This window comes from Ferruginibacter sp. (genome assembly GCF_014377975.1).
Taxonomy (GTDB): Bacteria; Bacteroidota; Bacteroidia; order Chitinophagales; family Chitinophagaceae; genus Ferruginibacter.
This window is the reverse complement of record NZ_JACMOO010000171.1, coordinates 1-21,688: the sequence shown is the minus strand read 5'-3', so window position 1 is coordinate 21,688 and position 21,688 is coordinate 1. Positions and strand designations below refer to the sequence as shown.

Annotated in this window: 17 protein-coding genes; 4 read left to right on the top strand and 13 right to left on the bottom strand. The window is 36.4% G+C overall.

Going from position 1 to position 21,688, the window contains the following annotated elements; genetic code table 11:
• Nucleotides 1-47: 47 nt before the first annotated feature.
• Complete coding sequence (locus H7254_RS09735; RefSeq protein ID WP_301932783.1) at nt 48-938, top strand: serine hydrolase; 891 nt, start codon at nt 48-50, stop codon at nt 936-938.
• Nucleotides 939-1,011: 73 nt separating this feature from the next.
• Here the strand turns inward: H7254_RS09735 and H7254_RS09730 are convergent, their stop codons facing one another.
• Complete coding sequence (locus tag H7254_RS09730; protein WP_301932782.1) at nt 1,012-2,304, bottom strand: serine hydrolase; 1,293 nt, start codon at nt 2,302-2,304, stop codon at nt 1,012-1,014.
• A gap of 176 nt (nt 2,305-2,480) precedes the next feature.
• On the opposite strand from H7254_RS09730, the gene secDF reads away from it, so the two are divergent.
• Nucleotides 2,481-5,429, top strand: a complete 2,949-nt coding sequence (gene secDF / locus H7254_RS09725; RefSeq protein ID WP_301932781.1) for a protein translocase subunit SecDF — start codon at nt 2,481-2,483, stop codon at nt 5,427-5,429.
• A 357-nt stretch (nt 5,430-5,786) separates the two neighbouring features.
• Here the strand turns inward: secDF and H7254_RS09720 are convergent, their stop codons facing one another.
• Complete coding sequence (locus tag H7254_RS09720; RefSeq protein ID WP_301932780.1) at nt 5,787-6,809, bottom strand: tetratricopeptide repeat protein; 1,023 nt, start codon at nt 6,807-6,809, stop codon at nt 5,787-5,789.
• 478 nt (nt 6,810-7,287) lie between these two features.
• On the opposite strand from H7254_RS09720, the gene H7254_RS09715 reads away from it, so the two are divergent.
• Together H7254_RS09715 and H7254_RS09710 are read left to right on the top strand one after the other, a co-directional pair.
• Nucleotides 7,288-10,080, top strand: a complete 2,793-nt coding sequence (locus H7254_RS09715) for an outer membrane beta-barrel family protein (RefSeq protein WP_301932779.1) — start codon at nt 7,288-7,290, stop codon at nt 10,078-10,080.
• A 19-nt stretch (nt 10,081-10,099) separates the two neighbouring features.
• Nucleotides 10,100-10,867, top strand: coding sequence for a GLPGLI family protein (locus H7254_RS09710; protein ID WP_301932778.1), 768 nt, complete (start codon nt 10,100-10,102; stop codon nt 10,865-10,867).
• Between the two features lie 95 nt (nt 10,868-10,962).
• On the opposite strand, the gene lpdA is transcribed toward H7254_RS09710, so the two are convergent.
• The 11 genes from lpdA to H7254_RS09655 form a co-directional block, all read right to left on the bottom strand.
• Entirely contained in the window at nt 10,963-12,354 is a 1,392-nt protein-coding gene (lpdA, locus tag H7254_RS09705) for a dihydrolipoyl dehydrogenase (RefSeq protein ID WP_301932777.1), read from the bottom strand.
• A gap of 293 nt (nt 12,355-12,647) precedes the next feature.
• Nucleotides 12,648-13,610, bottom strand: coding sequence for a YihY/virulence factor BrkB family protein (locus H7254_RS09700; protein ID WP_301932776.1), 963 nt, complete (start codon nt 13,608-13,610; stop codon nt 12,648-12,650).
• Between the two features lie 77 nt (nt 13,611-13,687).
• Nucleotides 13,688-14,734, bottom strand: coding sequence for an endolytic transglycosylase MltG (gene mltG / locus H7254_RS09695; RefSeq protein ID WP_301932775.1), 1,047 nt, complete (start codon nt 14,732-14,734; stop codon nt 13,688-13,690).
• A gap of 87 nt (nt 14,735-14,821) precedes the next feature.
• Nucleotides 14,822-15,172 carry a preprotein translocase subunit SecG gene (gene secG / locus H7254_RS09690; RefSeq protein ID WP_301932774.1) on the bottom strand — a complete coding sequence of 117 codons (351 nt, stop codon included), beginning with the start codon at nt 15,170-15,172 and terminating at the stop codon, nt 14,822-14,824.
• 51 nt (nt 15,173-15,223) lie between these two features.
• A complete protein-coding gene (locus tag H7254_RS09685) occupies nt 15,224-16,336 on the bottom strand; it encodes a hypothetical protein (protein ID WP_301932773.1) in 1,113 nt (370 codons plus the stop codon).
• Between the two features lie 41 nt (nt 16,337-16,377).
• A complete protein-coding gene (gene lptE, locus H7254_RS09680) occupies nt 16,378-16,938 on the bottom strand; it encodes an LPS assembly lipoprotein LptE (RefSeq protein WP_301932772.1) in 561 nt (186 codons plus the stop codon).
• 99 nt (nt 16,939-17,037) lie between these two features.
• Nucleotides 17,038-18,276 (bottom strand): sigma-54-dependent Fis family transcriptional regulator, encoded by a 1,239-nt coding sequence (locus tag H7254_RS09675; RefSeq protein ID WP_301932771.1) that lies wholly within the window; start codon nt 18,274-18,276, stop codon nt 17,038-17,040.
• A gap of 137 nt (nt 18,277-18,413) precedes the next feature.
• Nucleotides 18,414-19,859: a tRNA (N6-isopentenyl adenosine(37)-C2)-methylthiotransferase MiaB gene (gene miaB / locus H7254_RS09670; protein WP_301932770.1), complete on the bottom strand. Its 1,446-nt coding sequence runs from the start codon at nt 19,857-19,859 to the stop codon at nt 18,414-18,416.
• A gap of 272 nt (nt 19,860-20,131) precedes the next feature.
• Nucleotides 20,132-20,554: a sulfite exporter TauE/SafE family protein gene (locus H7254_RS09665; protein ID WP_301932769.1), complete on the bottom strand. Its 423-nt coding sequence runs from the start codon at nt 20,552-20,554 to the stop codon at nt 20,132-20,134.
• 17 nt (nt 20,555-20,571) lie between these two features.
• Nucleotides 20,572-21,120 (bottom strand): inorganic diphosphatase, encoded by a 549-nt coding sequence (locus H7254_RS09660; protein WP_301932768.1) that lies wholly within the window; start codon nt 21,118-21,120, stop codon nt 20,572-20,574.
• Between the two features lie 118 nt (nt 21,121-21,238).
• Entirely contained in the window at nt 21,239-21,652 is a 414-nt protein-coding gene (locus tag H7254_RS09655) for a DUF4878 domain-containing protein (protein WP_301932767.1), read from the bottom strand.
• Nucleotides 21,653-21,688 lie beyond the last annotated feature (36 nt).

Genomic DNA, 21,688 nt, shown 5'->3' with positions numbered 1-21,688 from the left:
AGGTTTTTTGATGTAGAAAAATTTTAAAAAAGCATAAATTAAATTATATGAAACTCTCAATAATACTGCTATTTTTTTTATTGCCTTGTGTCATACAGGCACAAAAAAAAGATAAAAAATTACAGCTGCAAATTGAGCACCTGATAAAAGGCTTTAACGGGGATATAGGTGTTTATATACATGATCTGAAACACAATACTTTTGCTGCAGTAAATGCCGATACTATTTTTCCTACTGCAAGTATTGTTAAGATTTCTATTCTCACTGGTATCATGGACAAGATTAAGAAAAATGAAATGGACTATCATCAGCAACTGGTGTACAAAGACTCTTTATTATATGCGGGCGAAGATATTTTAGGGTCATTTAAAGATGGTGAAAAAATTAAGCTAAGTAAAGTACTAATGCTGATGCTTACAACCAGTGATAACACAGCAAGTCTATGGCTACAGGCCTTGGCAGGAGGAGGAGTAAGGATCAATGAAATACTCGACAGTATTGGGTTTAAAGCTACCAGGGTAAATAGCAGAACTGCAGGCAGGGAACAAAACAGCAACAATTACGGATGGGGACAAACTACGCCCCGTGAGATAAATATTTTTATGCAGCGGATTGTAAACAACGAAATTTTAGATACTTCCAGCAGCGAAAAAATGCTCCGTTTACTAGCCCGTCAGTATTGGGATGAGCAGGCGATGAGCCAGGTACCGCCAGGTGTTTTTACAGCGGATAAAAATGGAGCAGTGGATGAAAGCCGGAGTGAAGTGATGTATGTAAACAATGGAAAGAACCCATATATTTTAAGTGTGTTTACAAAAAATAATAAAGACCAGAGCTGGACAAACGACAATAAAGCCTGGGTGCTTACCCGCAGGCTTTCTGCGCTGTTGTGGAAATATTATAGCCCATCTTCCAGGTGGACTTCCAACTTGCCATAAACTATAAAGAAATCATTTAAAATTTGTTTGTCAAATCAGGATAGGGCTTGTCAATTCTTAGGCAAGCTTGTAGTTAACGACCATCATAATTAAATAGTAAAGGAGAAAGATCTGGTACATTTTTCTTTGTACGTTTTAGTTCATACTCATACAATACTTCGCCCAGATGTTTCATAAATGGTAAACCAATGTTATCATAATCATACTTGTCATCATTTAAAATACCGTCATTGTTGCAATAAATAATGGCTGATAAAAAGAATTCAATTTTTTTATCAAAGTCAACAATGTAAGCAACGTCAGTTAACTGCCCATAAGCATCTCCCACTTTATTGAAAACTCGGATATTTTTTGGAAGGGCTCCTTTTTCTGAACCAAATAATAAAAACTTACAGTAGGCAGGCCAATAATTTGCAGTGTCTGCAGCATAAGGAGGGTAGTGGCTTTCAGTGGGTAATTCGCTCATATATTTCAATATAAAATTTCTGTCATCCTCTGTAATATTAAACCGTTGCGAAGCCATAACTTTTTCCGGAAAAACCAGGCTCAATAAAATATTGTGCAGATCCTGCAGACTAATCCTGTTTTTTTCAGAAAAGTTCATTGGCATTTTGATTAAAGAATCGCCTTTGTAATAGCCTTTGCCAATCGAATCATTGCGCTGTTCATAGATGGAAGAATCGTACCGCATCGGCTGACGATAAATAATCTTTTTATCAGGTCCGAAAAAGTTGATAGGATTGGTAGCCCGGTTTTGTTGTAGTGATAATGGAATACTTAGGCGATGCAGAATCTGTACATCACCATATCCTTTTTGGTGCAATTGTTCATTGATGTATTTTCTTCCTAAAAATTCATATAGCCTGTTAAAAGCGTCATTATCGCTAACCAATAATATTTTTTTTATGTATTGGGCAATGGATGGTCTTCCATCAGGTGTAGTTGGATCATTATAAACAACAGTTTGTCCATCTTCGTTAGCTTCTGTTATCATGGTAGTGTTTCTGTCAATACCTTGCTGCTTTAATTCATTTAACCGCTGCAGGGCAAGCAAACAGATGGGCAACTTAACAGTAGATGCAGGGTAAAAATATTGTGCTGGATCAACATTAAAAAAATAGTTTTTTAAAGCAGGTATGCCGTTTACCCCTTTGTCTATTTGTGTATAAATAAATTGGACATTCCATTGTTGGGTGTTTTTGAGTACCGTATTAAAGTATTGAGGATACTGTTGCAGCAATTGCACCAACATACTATCTGTTTTACTGCTATCCGTAACAGGCACAACCACAGCGGCTTTTAAAGAACCTGCCGGGGGGATGAACCGTTTTGCCGGTATTTGTGCATCCGCAATATTGCAAAACAAAAAAAAGGTAAAAAAACAAGCGGACAAAAGGGATGGAAATTTTAAAAGCATACAGGTTATTTAAGTGCAAATTGATGAAAAATCTAAAATAAACCGCTAACAGACTTCAAACAGTTTTTCCCCTATCTTTGCCAACTTCTAAAAATTAACAAAGTAGCTACTAAAAGTAACCAAATATGAAATTAAAAGGCTTAATCTGGTTTTTTGCGATTGCACTAATATTAATTTCTATCTGGGAATTATCGTACACGGTGGTGGTACGCAGTTACGAAGCAAAGGTTAAAACGCAGGCAGAAAGAATTGTGAAATCTCAGTATCCCGAAGCAACAGGCGAAGACAAAAATGCTTTGGTGAAAACTAGGATGAGACATATCCTTGACAGCACAAAAGAAAAAAGTATTTATCCTGTGATTGGTACCAGTTACCAGAAGTGTAAAGAGAATGAACTGAATCTTGGTTTGGATTTGCAGGGAGGAATGAGTGTTACTATGGAAGTAGGACTGGAAGGGCTGTTAAAATCAATCAGTAATAACCCGAAAGACCCTGCCCTTATAAAAGCAATTCAAACTGCTACTGCACAAAAAATTGCCAGCAATTCCGATTACATTACTCTGTTCAGCAAAGCTTTTACACAACAAAATCCTGGTATTTCCCTGGCGTCTAAATTTGCCGGTGCCGGTAAAGCCATCAAAATTACTGACAGTGATGATAAGGTAACCAGCGATATACGTACAATTGCCAAAGGTGCTATCAACGAAACCTACAAAATATTATTAAAACGTATCGATAAGTTCGGCGTGGCACAACCCAACATTAACCTTGATGAAAACAAAGGGATAATCCAGGTTGAACTGGCCGGGGTAACTGATAAAGAAAGAGTAAGAAAATATTTACAGGCAAGTGCCAACCTGCAGTTTTGGGCTGTTTACAATCTGGATGAAATTGGTAAGGGATACGAAAATGCAGCAACTTCTTTAGCTGCTTTTTTAAGTGGTACAACCGATTCAAGTGGTATAGCGGATTCAGCAAAAAAAGCAAAATATGCAAGCGCTTTATTTGAAGTAATGACTCCGCTGGATATCCGCCAGGAAAAAATTCCGTACAACAGGCAATATAGTTTCATTACCCATGCAAAGGATACGGCCATGTTAAACTATTACCTGTCTTTAGACGTGGTAAGAAATAGTTTCCCCACAGATTCAAAGATTTTATTAGGCACAGAAGAAGTTGCAGAAAAGGGTGCTAAATACATGAATGTGTATGTGGTTAAAACATTGGCTGGTGAAAAAGCACCCATGGATGGAGAAAGTGTGGAAGAGGCTTTCCAGGGATATGATGACAAAGGAGCTCCTTCCATTAAAATGAATATGACCAGTACCGGCGCAAAAAAATGGTTTGATCTTACTAAGAACAATGTGAATCGTCCTGTTGCCATTGCATTGGATGACATTGTTTATACTGCACCAAATGTAGTAGGCGCAATCGAAGGCGGCCAGACAGAAATTTCCGGAAAATTTACCACAGAAGAAGCGCAGGATCTTTCCAACATCTTAAAATCCGGTAAAACAAATGCTCCGGCAAAAATTGTTGCAGAACAGGTTGTTGGTCCTACGTTAGGAGAAGCGTCAGTAAATGGTGGTATGATGGCGTTTGGTATCGCCTTTTTAGTAATTTTTAGTTTAATGTTTTTATACTATAATTCCGGTGGCTGGGTTGCCAATATTTCGCTTGTACTAAACTTGTTGTTTACCATTGGCGTGTTAAGCGCCATGGGCTTTACTTTAACAGCTGCTGGTATTGCAGGTTTGGTTTTAACCATCGGCTTAGCAGTAGATACCAATGTAATTATTTTTGAAAGAATAAAAGAGGAACTTACAAAAGGTAAAGCTTATCCACAGGCTATAAACGATGGCTACAGACGTTCACTGGCACCGGTTATTGATGCGCACGTTACCACCTTTTTAACAGCCGCTATTTTGTTTGTATTTGGCTTAGGACCTGTTTTAGGGTTTGCTACTACGCAAATGCTGGGTATCGTTTTGTCTTTGTTCTGCGGTATTTTAGTTTCAAGACTCATCACTGATTTCTGGACTAATAAAAACCGTCACTTTAATTATTTTACCGGCATATCAAAAAGAGTATTTAAACATGCCAGCTTTAAATTTATTGAATACAGAAAAGTTGCGTATGGTATTTCAGTGGTGGTATTGTTGCTGGGCATAGGTTCTTATTTTAACGGTTTTCATGAAGGGGTTGAGTTTAAAGGTGGTCGTAGTTACACGGTAGCTTTTCCACAAAGTGTAAAAAATGATGCCGTAAGAGATGATCTCAAAAATGCTTTTGACGGAGATTTTCCGATAATTAAAACTGTGGGCGACAGCAGGCATTTAAATATTACTACTTCCTACAAAAAAGGGGTTGATAATGCGGATAGCCTTGTACAAACCAGACTATATCAGGGATTACAAAAAGTATTGCCAGGTATTAGCTATGCTGATTTTGCCAAAAATAATATCCTAAGTTCTCAAACAGTGCAGCCTACCATTTCTGAAGAATTAAAGAAGGGTGCAATTAAGGCAACACTGTTTGCAATGCTGATTATCTTCCTCTATATTTTTGTACGTTTCCGCGACTGGAGATATTCTGTAGGAACAATTGTTGCCCTGCTGCATGATGTGTTTGTTACGCTGGCTGTTTTTTCTTTCTTTAAAAACATTGTGCCATTTCCTTTAGAAATTGATCAGCATTTTATTGCGGCAGTTTTAACCGTAATTGGTTTTAGTATGAATGATACTGTAATTGTGTTTGACCGTATAAGGGAATACAGTGGTACTGCTAAAAAAGGAGAAAGCAAAGGTTCTATCATTAACCGTGCAATCAACGATACGTTAAGCCGTACCATCATGACCTCACTCACGGTTTTCTTAACCATTTTGATATTGTTCATCTTTGGCGGTGAAGTAACAAGAGGTTTTGCATTTGCTATGTTGATTGGTGTTATTACGGGTACTTATTCTTCTATTTTTGTAGCCTCACCTGTTTTGGTTGATCTTGGAAAAAGCAAAGCTTTAACTGAACCTTTAGTAATCAATACTGATAAAGCTGCTGTTACCAAGGGAGCTTAATGAAATTATTTTTTATAATAAATCCCGTTCACCAATAATGAACGGGATTTATTATACCATTGAATATCTGAGGCATACAAAGAGGTATAATCAAAATAACTAAGCTAGGTTTATTATGGAGGAGGTCTTGTATCAATCAGGTTTCAACCTACTATAAACCGCCGGGATTCAACTATCGGAAATACTATAACAACAGCCATAGGCGAATATCTGGAGTCAGTCATTATTAATTTATTCAGCCATGTTATCATACCGGATAACAAAATCCGGCAAAAGGCTTATTAAATAAAAAAAGCATACCTGAGTCAGGTATGCTTTTCTACTGTTAAAACATTTCAAATATTGAAAAATTAGTTATCACAATCCCATTCCACCGTCCTGCTTTGTCCGCATGCCTGCTAAAGATGGATCTATTTTAATTGCGGTATCACACATATTCTGACCTTTTTCTTTTGCTCCTTTTTTTATAAAACACAATCCTGCCTGGTATAAGGCTTTGCCATCTTTATCATTTAACGCCAATAACTGCTGGCAATAATCCAGAGATTTATCGTAGAGTTTTTGTTTATAAGATGCTTCTGCTATATCTCTTAAAATATCTTTATTGCCAGGTTTTTTTGCTAAAATATCCAGTAGTATTTTTTCACCTTTTTCAAATTCTCCGCTGTAGATATAGGCGTAGCCAAGGTTTTCATTAAAGTCATTGTTTGCCACATAACCATGTTCTACGGCTGTAAGAAAATAAGTTTTTGAATGTTGAAAATCATTTAGGTTATAATACAGTAATCCCAATTCATTCATCCAGCTATTTTTGGTAGTATCCAGTTCAATCGCTTTTGTGTAAAATGGAACTGCCTTTGTGTATTGTTCCATGTCAAGATAACTGCGGCCAATGGTATAAGTTGCTTCGGCATCGGTTACATCTTTTGCAATAACATTTGTTAGTCCTTTAATGGCAGCAGCATAGTCTTCTTTTTTGTAACTGCTCATGGCGAGTACTCTTTCTGCATTGGCACAGCCAATACATTTGTTTGCAAACTCAATGGCTTTTTCGTATTGATGATAACTGTAATAAAGGTCTGTCAGTTCTTTGATGGCAGCTTTACTGGTGGGGTCCAGTTCATATAATGCAGAAAAATTTCTAATCGCTATATCAGGCTTATGCATGGCTAAATTAGCATACCCATTTTCCTGGTAAGCGGCAGCATATTTTGAATCGAATTGAATAGCTTTATCAAAATAGCCGGCTGCAACAAGAAAGTGTTTTACCTCTTTTTGATCAATGCCTTTTTGATAATAAATTTTTGCACTGTCCATATTTTGAGCAAATATAGTGTGGGCATTAGCCACCAGTGCGAATAATAAAGTATAATTTTTCATAGTGAATGTTTAACAAAAAGCATTCCGTATTACCGGAAAACTACCCCCGCTAACGCAGTGATCTGGATATTTATTTCATATACCCCGGCATCTTTATCAACTGATTTTACTTTTACAGCGTGACCGGATATATCACTTGTTGCCTAAAATGCAAACTTGTTGCGGTTAAAAATTTCTTTCCATCCGCTGATACCGGGTATCACGTACGGCTGTTGTTTTGTTTTACCACCATATACAGTTTACAAAATATGCATCTTCATATTTTTTTTATGGAAAGATATATCATGCTGCATCATAGAATTTTGTTAACGTTTTGCCACCTGTGATGTAATAGCTCCATTGATGGAATAAGTTTTTATATTACAAAAATAACTTTAAGATTTACTTAACGTAAATTGAAACAGCGTGTTTAGACAATTTGAATATATTTAAAGACTTTTAATAAGTATTTTCTTTTCCCATTACTAACTCCCTTACGATGCATCCTTTCCGTTCAATTTTATTTTGTCTTTTTTTCTGCCTGATCAGCTACATTGCTTCGGCCCAGAACATTAATGGTACCATTGCCGACACCACTAATAAAAAGCAGGTAAGTAATGTGGTGGTAGCTATTTTAACGCCGGTAGATTCTATCCTGTACAAATTTACCCGAACTGATAAAGACGGAAAATTTATATTAAAAAATATTCCTGCGGGAAAGTATATCCTGTTGATCACTCATCCATCTTACGCAGATTTGCTGGATGACGTAACTGTTACTGGTGCAGGACTTGAGCTGAATGATGTTTCCGTTATCCCCAAAAGTAAATTGTTACAGGAATTGATTATTAAAAGCGGCAGCCCCATGCGGATAAAAGGCGATACCGTAATTTTTACAGCCGATAGTTTTAAAGTAAGTGCCAATGCCAACGTGGAAGAATTGCTGAAAAAGTTGCCGGGCATACAGGTTGATAAAAATGGCAAAATAAAAGCTATGGGCGAAACCGTGGAGAAAGTACTGGTAGATGGCGAAGAATTTTTTGGAGATGACCCTGGCATGGCAGTAAAAAATATAAGAGCCGATGCGGTAAAGGAAGTGCAGGTGTATGATAAAAAAAGTGACCAGGCTGAATTTACGGGTATTGATGATGGCAAAACAAAAAAAACAATCAACCTTAAATTAAAGGATGACCGCAAGAAAGGTTATTTCGGAAAAATAGATTTATCAGGTGGTTTAAATAACAACCAGGGCAATCGGTACAACAACAATATTTTACTAAGTTCATTTAAAGGAAAAAGAAAAATAGCGGGTTATTTTTTAAATGGCAATACAGGGCAGGATATGCTAAACTGGCAGGATAATGATAAGTTTGGGGGAGAAAACGATAACTTCTCTGTAAGTGCAGATGAGGACGGAGGTTTAAATTTTAACTGGCAGGGTAGTTCAGATGATGAACCGTATGTAGATACACAAAACGGATTTTTTAAAAATAATAATGTCGGGCTACAATACAGCAATAAGTTTAACGAAGACAGGCAGTCACTTTCTGTTTCTCCCAAATACAGTTACCAGGATTACATAAATACAAAAAAAACCTTTCAACAAACACAGGTGGCTAATTCTTTTTTTAACGATAATACCGTTGAGAACATGCATGTAAAAAAAGAAACCTTTAAACTGAAAGGTGTATATGATATTAAAATTGATTCGTCCAATTCGCTAAAATTTACAGGAAAACTGAATGCATATAATACAGTAAGCCAGTCTTACAGAACCTCGCAAAATACCAATGAGTCTGGCAAATTAAATAATACAAGCCTTAGAGATTTAAATACCAATTCCGATAAGCAGGTATTAAGCGGCAATGTTTTATTTAAACATAAATTAAAAAAGATAAGGAGAACATTTTCTTTAAGCGTAGACTGGAATACCCTAAACACAAACGGAACAAGTTTTTTAAAATCTGACAATGAAATCTATACGGATGGCATACCTTCCTTTAGTCAAAAATTTGATCAGCAAAAGGATTATGATAAAAATACCAAACAGTTTTTAGCAAAAGCTATATACACAGAACCGTTGAGTAAAAAATATTCGCTGCTATTAGATTATGAAGCAAGTATAGGCACCGGTAAAAATAATCAAACAACTCATTCGTATTCCCCGGTTTCAGGTAAATATGATGAACAGGTTGATTCGCTCACCAACTTGTTTAATCAGAAGATTACGGTAAACAAGCCAGGATTTAAAATTAACTATAATTATAAAAAACTAAAGTTTAATATTGGATCTGGTATAGGATTTACCCGGTTTGATTTGATGGACAAAACATTTGGGAAAGACTATGTACGCAGTTACACCAATTTTTTTCCGAATGCAAATCTTACGTATAGTCCAAAAGGTGGCAGCAACCTTCGGTTTAATTACACTGGTAATACAACCCAACCACGTATTGATCAGTTGCAGTTATTGCGGGACAACAATGATTATTTTAACCAGTATCTTGGTAATCCATTATTGAAGCCTGCCTTTAGCAACAACTTCAACCTGTCCCGTCAGACCTACGATTTTATTAAAGATTTTTATCTGTACCAGGATATTAGTTTTACCCAAACCAGTAACGCCATTACCAACAGCCGTGTAATAAATGCTGCAACTGGCAAAACAATCAGCCAGCCCGTAAATACCGATGGTAATTTTAGTTTAAATTTTTACGGTGGCGGTGGTTTCAAATTAAAGAAGCTAAATATCCGGGTTAATTTTAATCCAAATGTTGGCTACAATCACAGTACAGAAATCATCAACGGACAGGATAATGTTACAAAGAACCTGAGTACAGGGTTAGGTATTGGATTATACAAATCAAAAGACAAGGTATTTGATGTTTCTGTAAGTAATAATTTTAATTACAACAGCAATTCTACCCAACAATACAATACTAAAATAAAATACAATACCAACGAAACCCGTTTTGATGGTACATTCTATCTGAAAAAAGTTTGGTCTTTACAAAGCGATTTCAATTATTTTGTTCGCCAAAAAACACCGCAGTTTCAAAACAATTTAAGTAACCAGCTTTGGAATGCAAGGCTGCAGCGCACTTTTAAAAAGGATGAGTATACTTTTTATTTCACCGTAAGAGACATTTTAAATCAGAACACTGGTATAGATAGAAGTTTTTACAGCAATACGTTGTCTGAAGTTAGAAACGATCGTTTAAAAAGATACTGGATGCTGGGCTTTACCTGGAATTTTAAAAACAAGTCGGCGGCACCTGCACCATCAAAATAATAATCTTTAAAAATATTATATGAAACATACAATTTTTTGTTTTTTTGCTTTGTTGTTTATTACTATAAAAACAAACGCACAACAGTTTATATCCAGGGGCAGTATTGAATTTGAGGTAATAACCAATGTAAAGAAAACAATGGGCAACAGTAGCTGGGCCGAAATGGTGAAAGACCAGATGCCTACTTTTAAAACGGCCTATTACAATTTTACTTTTGCCGATAATAAAAGCCTTTATAAGTTTGACCATTACGATGAAAAGAAGGCAAGGGTACCAGATAATTTACGCAGAGGGGAAGATGAAAATGATTGGTACAATGATTTTACAACCGGACAAACAATTATTCAAAAAAGTATGATGGGTACTTTGTTAAATTTAAAAGATAGTATTGGAATTATTAACTGGAAGATAACCAATGAAAGCAGGCTGATTGCAGGCTTTAACTGCCGTAAAGCAATTGGTAAAATATTAGACAGTGTATATGTATTTGCTTTTTATACAGATGAAATAACCATTAGTGGTGGCCCATGCTCAATCAATGGATTACCTGGAATGATTTTAGGCGTTACCATACCTCGTTTATATGTTTCTATGATGGCCACCAAACTAACGGTAAACGATGTAAAAGAAAGCATTATAAAACCTACCCTCTCCAAAAAATACTATACTTCGAAGGATATAAATACCATCATAAATAAAAGAATAAAAGATGATTTTGCTAACCAGGAAATGGAAGAGGATACAAAAAACTGGATAAATCAAATGATTTGGGCTGCTTTATTGTAGGCATAAAATTAATAGAGCACTTACTATATGTTATCTACACATAAAAAAAGGAGAAAAGCAATTTTCTCCTTTTTTAATAGTTCTAAAAATAACACTTAAATATCAGTTGCTTCTCCATAAGCCATAGCGGTAGCCTCTTTCAGCGCTTCGCTCATGGTGGGATGTGGGTGAACGGAGTTTAGTATTTCGAGTCCCGTAGTTTCTAATTTACGGGCTACCACTACTTCGGCAATCATTTCGGTAACGTTCATTCCTATCATGTGGCAACCTAAAAATTCGCCGTATTTGGCATCGTAAATTACTTTTACAAAACCTTCGGTAGCACCGGCAGCACTTGCTTTACCACTTGCCATAAAAGGAAACTTACCTACTTTAATTTCAAAGCCTGCATCCTTAGCAGCTTTTTCTGTATAGCCAACAGAGGCAACTTCAGGCGAACAATAAACACAACCAGGAATGTTGTTGTAATCCATGGGTTCCGGATGATGACCGGCAATATGTTCAGCCACGTTGATGCCTTCTTTGGTTGCAACGTGTGCCAATGCCTGCCCTGCAGTACAATCGCCAATGGCATAAATGCCAGGTACATTTGTAAGGCCGTTTATATCTCTTACAACTTTTCCTTTTTCTGTTTTAATACCCAGTTCTTCCAAACCAATGTTTTCGAGGTTGGCCGTTACACCAATTGCACTCAATAAAATGTCGGCGGTTAATTCAATTTCGCCCGTAGGTGTTTTTACTTTAGCCTTAACTCCTTCACCACTTGTGTCAACACTCAACACTTCACAGCTGGTCATTATTTCAATGCCCTGACGTTTAAATTGCTTCTCCAGTTCTTTGCTGATATCTTCATCCTCAACCGGTACAATGCGGGGCATAAACTCAACCATGGTAACCTTGGTGCCCATGGTATTGTAGAAATATGCAAACTCACTTCCAATAGCCCCGCTGCCGCAAATGATCATGCTTTTTGGTTGTGGAGAGGGTAATACCATTGCTTCCCGGTAGCCGAGTATTTTTTTACCGTCAATGGGTATACTGGGCAACTGGCGTACTCTTGCACCCGTGGCAATCACAATATTTTTTGCTTCAATTATTTGTTTGGTTCCGTCTGCCGCTGTAACTTCTACTTTTGTGGGCGATACCAGTTTACCATATCCCATCACCACATCAATCTTATTTTTCTTCATTAAAAACTGAACCCCTTTACTCATCTTGTCAGCCACACCACGGCTGCGTTTGATAACCGCGTCAAAATCATGCCCCGGGTTATCTACTTTAATGCCATAGTTTGCAGCATGCTTGGCATACTCATACACATTGGCACTTTTTAATAAGGCTTTGGTTGGAATACATCCCCAGTTAAGACATACACCACCCAGACTTTCCTTTTCAATAATAGCAACCTTTTTACCTAACTGACTTGCCCTGATTGCTGCGGGGTATCCACCAGGGCCGCTGCCTAAAACAATTACATCGTATGCCATACTTGATTATTTTTATTGGTTGATTTAATTAGTATAAAAAGTCAACCGGTTTTTAATGATTAACGATGTAAAATTACTTTGAAACAGGGGATTAGCCAAAAGCTAATTTTAGATGTATGATGGCTGATTTTTTAGGTTGGATATTGGATGGCTGATTTCTTTCAGGTTATTGCTTATTTTATTTTTGGAAACTTTTTATTAAGTACGAGTGGTGGATTTCAAATTGTAAAAGTTTACTTTAAAATTTAATCTTAAAGGAGTTATCTCAAATTCACTGTCAGCCAACCTATATTTCATTTGGTCTCCAGACTTTCTTTTTCTACTATCTCCCTTTTTTCAGCTATAGATTTAAGACTTTTAATGCTTACGTTTAACTCGAAGCCAATCATCAGCACAAGTGAATTTATATAGATGAGGGCCATTAAAACAATGATGGTGCCGATGGAACCATATAAGGCATTGTACCTGCCAAAATTATTTACAAAATAAGAGAACCCAACGGAGGCCAAGATACTTAAAGTGGTTGCCAGTATAGCTCCGGGGCTTACTAATTTCCAGCGTTTTTGCACAGCCGGTGCATATTTGTAAATGAATGCCATTGAATAAAAAATCATCGATACAATCAAAATCCATCTTGCATAATAAATGATGTTGCGGATGGTTTCACTTTCTATCCCGATCCATTTTAAAACAGCACCCTGTGTTATCAAAAGTATCAAGCTGCCCAGCACTACCAAAAACAGCAGGATCGTTAATTTAATGGCCATCCAGCGGTTGTGTAAACCTTTTCTTTTTGCAAAGCCAATATAATTTTTATTGAAAGAACGCATAATACCCATCATGGCATTGGATGCAAAAAATAATGCGGTAATAAAGCCAAAGGAGATAAGGCCAATTTTAGAACCATCAATAAAACTATCAACAAATTTTATCAGATTTTCGTTATGCACTTTTAGAGGAATTACATCGGTTATTAAACCATGTAACTGCAGCTTGATGCTTCTTTTGGATATAAATGGCAGACTAGGTATTAACGTAAATAAAAATAAAAAAGACGGTGGTATTGCCATTATGAAATTGTACGCAACAGCAGAGGCTCTTTCTGTTAGCCCTACCGTTTTTACCTGCTTGTAAAAAAAAATAATAACATCATATAAAGGCACACCCTCAAAGCCCGGCAAATGCCATTTTTTGCTCTTGCGAAAAAAATAGCCAATGGGTGTTTTATTTACTATAATCCGTTCTAATTTATTCAATGCGTAATGTCTTGTTATGTAATATGAGTAAAATTTTGAGGCAACAAACCTACTGATTAAGCGGCTAAAAAAACAAATCACTTTAAACTGTCGGTAGTTTGTTTAGCTTTTAAATATTCTGTAAGCCATTGCTGGTATTGTTTTGCAAACATCATATGCTCCTTGTAGGTAGTAGCAAAATTTGAATAGCCGGTTAAATTGGGTTGCGCCACAAAATAAAGATAATTGGTCTTAGGTGCATCCAGTACAGCATCAATTGTTTTTATGGATGGTGTGCAAACAGGCCCGGGCGGTAAGCCGTTGTTGAGATACGTATTATATGGGGAAGGGAACTCCGTATATTTTCTATACACCCGCCTGATGGAAAAATCTTTTAAAGCAAAGATGACTGTTGGGTCGGCAGAAAGCCGCATACCTGTTTGCAGGCGGTTAAGGTACACGCTTGCAATCTTTCCTTTATCTTCTTCCTTATTACTTTCTTCTTCTACAATACTGGCCAGGATATATAATTGTTTGGGAGATAGATTCAATGCGGCTGCTTTTTTCTTTCTTTCAGTAGTCCAGAATTTTTCCTGTTCTGTAAATAATTTTTTAAATATTTTTATGGCCGAAGTATTCCATAAAATTGCGTAGGTGTTGGGTATAACCGCTGTCATGGCGGTATTGGTATCTAATCCATAATGCAGCAACGAATCGTTGTTGTTGAGCAAAGCAATTACTGCTGAAGAATCACATTCAAAATTATTGCCTATTTTTTGTGCCAGGTCTTCTTTAGTACGAAGCTTGGTAATTACTAAATTCACAGGTGTTTGCCTGCCGGCTTTTAAAACTTTTATTACTTTAAAAATACTGGCGCCGTTTTCAATTACATACCTGCCGGCTTTTATATTTGCATCGTACTTTAACTGGTGGGCAAGTAATTTAAAAGTGCCGGGGTTTTTAAGAATTTTTTGTTCGGCTAACTGGCTGATAACGTCATTAAAATTGCTACCGGTTTGAATGTAAAAACTTTTCCTGCTTTCAGCAAAATCAGTATTGCTGCCAAATATCCGCCAGGCAACAAAGGTTGTAAATACAGCAAGTACAATAAAAATAACAAAAGAAATTTTTTTAACGGAAGCCATAATCGTAATCCTGTTTTCAATGGATACTAAAAGTAAAATAAAAACCCCGTCATAAACAGACGGGGTTTAGATATTTTTTAAAATATTTTATTTTGATTTGGGCGAATCCGCACCTGGCGTAGTAATTGGCACCGCATTGGTTGGTTTAGTTGAAGGCAATGAAGCAGGTGCATTTTTAATTAATTCATCATTTTTTGATGAAGTACCGGTTGCGGAGGGGATAAACGCGGAAGATGCTATGCAAAGAATAGCAACAATGCCTGCAAAAAACCAGGTGCCTTTTTCCAGTACATCGGTGGTTTGTTTAACGCCCATCAATTGGTTGCTGAAGCCACCTAAACTACCAGATAATCCACCGCCTTTTGGATTTTGAACCAATACGATTAACCCTAAAATAACTGAAGACAGTATGATTAAAATTCCGAATACAATTAACATAACGGTATGCTTTAATTAAAATTATTTTTGAATTGATTTTATCCAATTAACCTATCTTTCGATGCTGTTAATTTTGGCTACAAAGTAAGCGCTTTTAGAAGGATTGAGCAAACTTAATTTTTGATATACTTCAATGGCTTTTGTTATTTTGCCCTGCTGAGCTAATACCTCTGCCATTGCTTCGGTTAATATATCTCCTTTAGTATTGGATTTTTCCGCCATTTTTTGTATCTCAATGTCTGACTGGCCGGACTCTTGGGATAACTGATCCGGATGTATTTTCTTCATAATTTTAAGCCAGTCAGTAAAGCTTTTCAATTGTTTACCCAGCTTATCAACCGGCTTTCCGTTTTCATCCAATTTAATGCCAAGGCTGGCAAAATAATCTGAAGTGTACAAGGGCTGATAAGAAATGGTATCATCCTTGGTAATAACTGAAGCATCAAAATTTAATTTAATATTCAGTGGCTGAATATCTTTTCCATTGTCTTCTTCTTCCTCATTATCGTAATCCTCTTCCTCATCTAACGTTTCATTTATTACTACACCTGGTGTAAAAATAGATGCAGAATGTTCTTGCAAAACTACTGGTACTATGTTGTTTTCGGTATCTGGTATTTCTGTTGGATGAGAAGGTTCTACAATTAAAATTTCATCACCAGTCGCGTAATTATTCCCGTTATTTACCGCATTGTTTATTGTTGTGATGGGTGAAAAAATGGATGTGGACTGTTGTTGTAAAACTATCGGTTCTATTTCGTTTTTAATATCGGTGATTTGTGTTTGCTGATGTTGTACTGCAATTAAAATTTCCTCATCAATAATTTTAGTTTCGTCCGCTGATGGTTGTAATTTTTCGGAATCTTCTGTTTCTCCTCCAAAATCATTTTTACTTTTTTCAATAATCTGTTCTTTCTCAGGTATGATTGTATCCAATTGATTTAACTGAAAATTTAACCAGAAAGGATTGTTGAAAAGGAGCGATGTTTTAGCTGCCTGACTAACAAAATCCCGACCTGTATTTTCGGTTTGTTTTAATAAATAAAACTGAGCCGCAGTAAAATAAGGATGTTCTTTTGTAAGGGCAGCCAGAAAAGCTTTTGTGTCAGCTGCACGAAAGTTTCTTTTAAATAAAGATTTAAAAAGAAGATCGGTATTTTGCATATTTTACAACAGATTTTTAAATAAATATTATTAACCGACATTTACCAGTTGGAAAAGATTTTATTAAAGATGCCGTCAATGGTATTTTTAATAATATCTGGTGTTAGTGTAGACTCGGCCTGCGACAGGTTTTGAGATGCACTGAAATCATAGTTGGTGGATATATCAGTTTCAAAATTTTTGGAAATATCTAAATTATTTTTAAAGATAAGGTGAAAAGAAACAGACAATCTGTTGCTACTGGCAGTATTACCTGAAATGCCACTGGTGCTTACCGTATAATCAGATACATAACCGCTGATATCGTAATGCGCACTGTCTTCATTCACCTGGCGAAGCCTTGTATTGCCGCGTATTTTATCTTTTAATTTTTCAGTTAATTGCGGACTTAATTGTGTATTGATGTACCTGGCCTTGTTTTCAAGATAATTTACCCGAAAGGTTTTTATTTCAGCCGGAATAGGAGAGGTATCCTTAAATGAATATTTACAGGTATTGAAACTAAAAACAATTACTACAAAAAAACAGATTGTCATCAAACCAACACGGTTAACCCAATTAACTGGATGTAGTTTTTTATTAAAAGATGAAGCTTGCATCATATTGCAAATTAACCTGTTTTTATTTATGTATAATTGTTAAAACTATCGGGATTTTCTGTTTTTAAAAACAGAAAATCCCGATAAAAGCAGCGTTAATTATTACTCTTCAATATCATATTCTTTCAGTTTCCGGTACAGCGTTCTTTCGCTGATGCCGAGGTCAGACGAGGCATCCTTTCGCTTTCCCTTATGTTTTTTTAATGCTTTAATGATCAGTTCTTTTTCTTTATCCATAATGCTCAAGGATTCTTCTATCTGTTCATGCTGATGAATTTCATTGCCATTTTGATTGATAAAAACCGGCAGGCTGGACGACGAATAATTATTTTGCCCTGCATTATTTTTTAAGTCCGGCAGCGAGTTATCATTATTGTTATACATGGGCATGTGAGACGTCAGATTTGGATTTTGCAAAAGATCAAAAAACATTTTCTTCAGTTCATTGACATCTTTTTTCATGTCAAAAAATAGTTTGTATAATATCTCTCTTTCATTGGCAAATTCCTGCTGGCTCACTGCTGATTTGCCTCCTGCTAAAACAGGTAAACGATTGTAATTATGATCTGGCAAAAAACTTTGTAATTCTTTTGCAGAAACATTTTTTTCTTTGGATAATACGGATATCTGTTCGGCAATATTTTTTAGTTCCCTTACATTGCCCGGCCATGGATAATTCATCAATAAATTCTTTGCATCTTCTTCTAATTGAATAGGTGCTCCCTTGTACCTGTCTGAAAAATCTGCGGCAAATTTTCTAAACAATAACGGGATATCCTCTTTGCGGTCCCTTAACGATGGAACTCTTATGGGTACTGTATTTAAACGATAATATAAATCTTCTCTAAACCTTCCCGTTTGGGTAAACTCAATCAGTTCTTTATTGGTTGCTGCAATTACCCTTACATCTGTTTTTTGTACTTTACTGCTACCCACCCGTATGTATTCACCCGCTTCCAGCACCCGCAATAACCTGGCCTGCGTACCCAACGGCAACTCACCAATTTCATCCAAAAAAATAGTGCCGCCATTCACTGTTTCAAAGTAACCTTTACGACTGTCAACCGCACCCGTAAAAGAACCTTTTTCGTGGCCGAATAATTCGCTATCAATGGTTCCTTCCGGAATGGCCCCGCAGTTAACGGCTATAAACGAATTGTGTTTTCTTGAACTCAATGCATGAATGATTTGGGAGAACACCTCTTTACCCACACCGCTCTCGCCATTAATTAAAACACTCAGATCCGTATTGGCAACCTGAGCTGCAATATTTAAAGCATGGTTAAGGGCAGTGGAGTTGCCAATAATTGCAAAACGGTTTTTAATTGATTGTAAGTCCATAATTAAAATAAATGCAACTGCATTTTGTATCCGCAAAGCGGGAATAATTTATAAAGTTGTTTCAATTTTTTTCTTGTAACAGAAGGGAATATTTTTAAGAAAATGCTTTCATACTCCCCGTCATAAAAAAGTATTTTTTATATATCCACAGCAGTACCAATTAACGTGCCCGCTGTACAGGCAGTAATTTTTATAAAAACATACTCCCCTTTTTTAAAATTTTGTTTTGGAAAAACCACCACTTTATTCTGGTCATTTCTTCCTTGTAATTCATCAGGCGTTTTTTTAGAAAATCCTTCAACCAAAACCCTGCATGTTTTACCCACATCCCGCTGCATACTCTGCAGGGTATTTTTACGGTGCAGGTTTACCATTTCCTGCAATCTTCTTTTTTTGATATCTTCGGGAACATCATCTTCAAACCTCCGTGCAGCAAGTGTTCCGGGCCGCTGGCTGTAAAAATACATGTAAGCCAGGTCGTATTTACAATATTCCATCAGGCTCAGCGATTGCTGGTGATCTTCTTCTGTTTCTGTACAAAACCCTGTGATCATATCGGTTGATAAACCTGCATCGGGTAATATTTCCCTGATACGGTTTACTTTGGCGATATACCATTCCCTGGTATAAGTTCTGTTCATCAGTTGCAATATCCTGCTGCTGCCACTTTGCACCGGCAAATGGATGTAGTTGCAGATGTTATCATATTTTGCTATTGTAAACAACACTTCATCCGTAATATCTTTAGGATGAGACGTAGAAAAACGAACCCGAAGCAAGGGAGAAATCAAGGCAACTTTTTCCAGCAGGTTTGCAAAATTTACAGGCTTTTCATAGCCTTCATTTTGCCCAAAATTTTGTGTCGCTACCCAATGATAGCTGTCAACATTTTGTCCCAGTAAAGTTACTTCTTTGTAACCGTCTTCAAATAAAGAAGTGCATTCTTTAATGATAGAATCCGCATCACGGCTTCTTTCTCTGCCCCTTGTAAATGGCACCACGCAAAACGAACACATGTTATTACATCCCCGCATGATGCTTACAAAAGCATTTACTCCATTGCTGTTTAAACGTACAGGAGCAATATCAGCATAGGTTTCATCGCGGCTTAATAAAACATTTACAGCCTTCTGTCCGGTTTCTGCTTCTTCAATTAACCCCGGTAAACTGCGATAGGCATCCGGGCCAACTACCAGGTCAACCAATCTTTCCTGTTCAATGAATTTTTCTTTCAGCCGCTCGGCCATACAACCCAATACACCTACCAGTAATCCGGGATTAGATTTTTTCAACTTACGGAATTCCGTAAGTCTTTTACTTACCGTTGCTTCTGCTTTTTCCCGGATGGAGCAGGTATTTACAAAGATGAGGTCTGCAGATTCAAAATTTAACGTTGCGCCATAACCATGCTGTTGCAAAATAGAAGCAACCACTTCACTATCAGCAAAATTCATCGCACACCCATAGCTTTCTATATAAAATAATTTTCTGTATTCGTTTTTATCCGCCACAAAAGGAGCAAACGCTTCTCCCTGCCTTTTTTCGTCGTGCGCTTTTGTGTTGGTATTTATTAAAGTATCCATCAGTAAATTTAAGGTGCAAAAATAGGCATTTACGATGTAAATGTGCCAGATTGACATACTTGTTTCTTCAAACAATTCTTACTTTAAAACAAAAAGGCATTTAATCAGATTTACAGGCTAAAACTGTTTCTAACACTAACTTTAGCGATGACTGAATGGATGGGTTTTGTTAATATTTAATGAAAGATTTTCCAAATACCAGGTTATATAAATAAAATAAGTCCCTTAAACAGGACTTATTGATTTGCGAACAATGATTTTTAAAAGAAATGTTATTTTGTAGGTTCGGTTGTTATTTCCAGGGAAGAATTCGTTTTTGGAGTTTCTTTTTCAAAAAATAACATTTTTACGGCTACAAGTATCAATATGATGGCAAATATTTTTTTCATACTTTCCTGTGATAAACTAAGTGCCAGTTTACTTCCTAAAAAGCTGCCCAAAAAAAAGCCGGCAGAAATTATAAATACAACCCTTAAGTCAACAAAGCCCAGTTTGTAATATTGTATAACGCCTAACAGGCCTACCGGTAAAAGTAATATTCCGAGGGAAGTACCTTGCGCCATTTTTTGCGAAAACCCCAGGAAGAATACCAGCGCAGGCACAATAATAATTCCGCCGCCAACGCCTACCATTCCGCCCAGCGTGCCCGCCAGGATACCTATCATTATAAGAATGATGAGTGTTTGTATATCCATGGTTTTGTTGTTTTTGTTCATTTATTACCGTTGGGGTAACTTCTTTTATAAAATGCAATTGCATGAGTGATGACCTCGTATGCGGCTTTCTTATCCTGGAACTCATCAATTTCAACTACCTTATTTTCGAGTGCCTTATATTGTTCGAAGTAGTTTTTAAGCACAGCAATAAAATGCTTCGGCAAATCATGTACACTGGTAAAATGATTAACTGTAGGGTCGTGTGTAGCCACCGCTATAATTTTATCATCTCTTTCTCCATTATCAATCATTTGCATGTTTCCAATTACCGTTGCTTCCACCAGGCATAGCGGTTGAATACTTTCGCCGCACATTACCAATATATCAAGCGGATCATGATCATCTCCCAGGGTTTGGGGAATAAAACCATAATTAACAGGGTAGTGAAAGGATGAATGAATTACCCTGTCTAATTTGAGGAGTCCTGTGGCTTTATCAATTTCATATTTTGCTCTGGATCCTTGAGGTATTTCTATTAGAGCATTTACAATATCAGGAGCATTTTCTCCATAAGTGGCACCATGCCAGGGATGTAAAACGTACATAAAAATAATTTAAAATTTTATTGGATTGACTTAATTTTTATCTTAGCCAGTACCGGCAACTGACTTTTAAAAGCACCATTTTACAGCCTGTAAAAGTTTGCTTTTAAAAACAACCATACTATTTTTCTTTATTGAAGTCCTGGAAAGTATGCTTTAAATCAACAAGCCATTGCCCGTTTACCCTCACCACTTTTACTTCATTCCTGATATCCCTTTTAAAGGAATTTGAATAGTTAACGATGGTTACAGTATCATTTAGATTTTTTAGTTCATTTATAATAATATCGGACGCTTTATATTTTTTAAGATCTTCTTTGGTTTTACTTTCAAATTCCTTTTTTGCAAGATCAAAATACTGGTTATTGATGTTTTCATCCAACACCAGACTTTTGGCCTTTTTAAAATTATTTTCCAGGATGTCCTTTATAAACGCCCTGGCCACATCAATATCTGTATTAGGAACATTGCCGGTATTATTGCAGGAATTCAACACAATAAAAAAAAGCGTTACAATCAATAATTTAATTTTCATAATTAAAGGTAGCCATCTTTATATTAAATATTACAT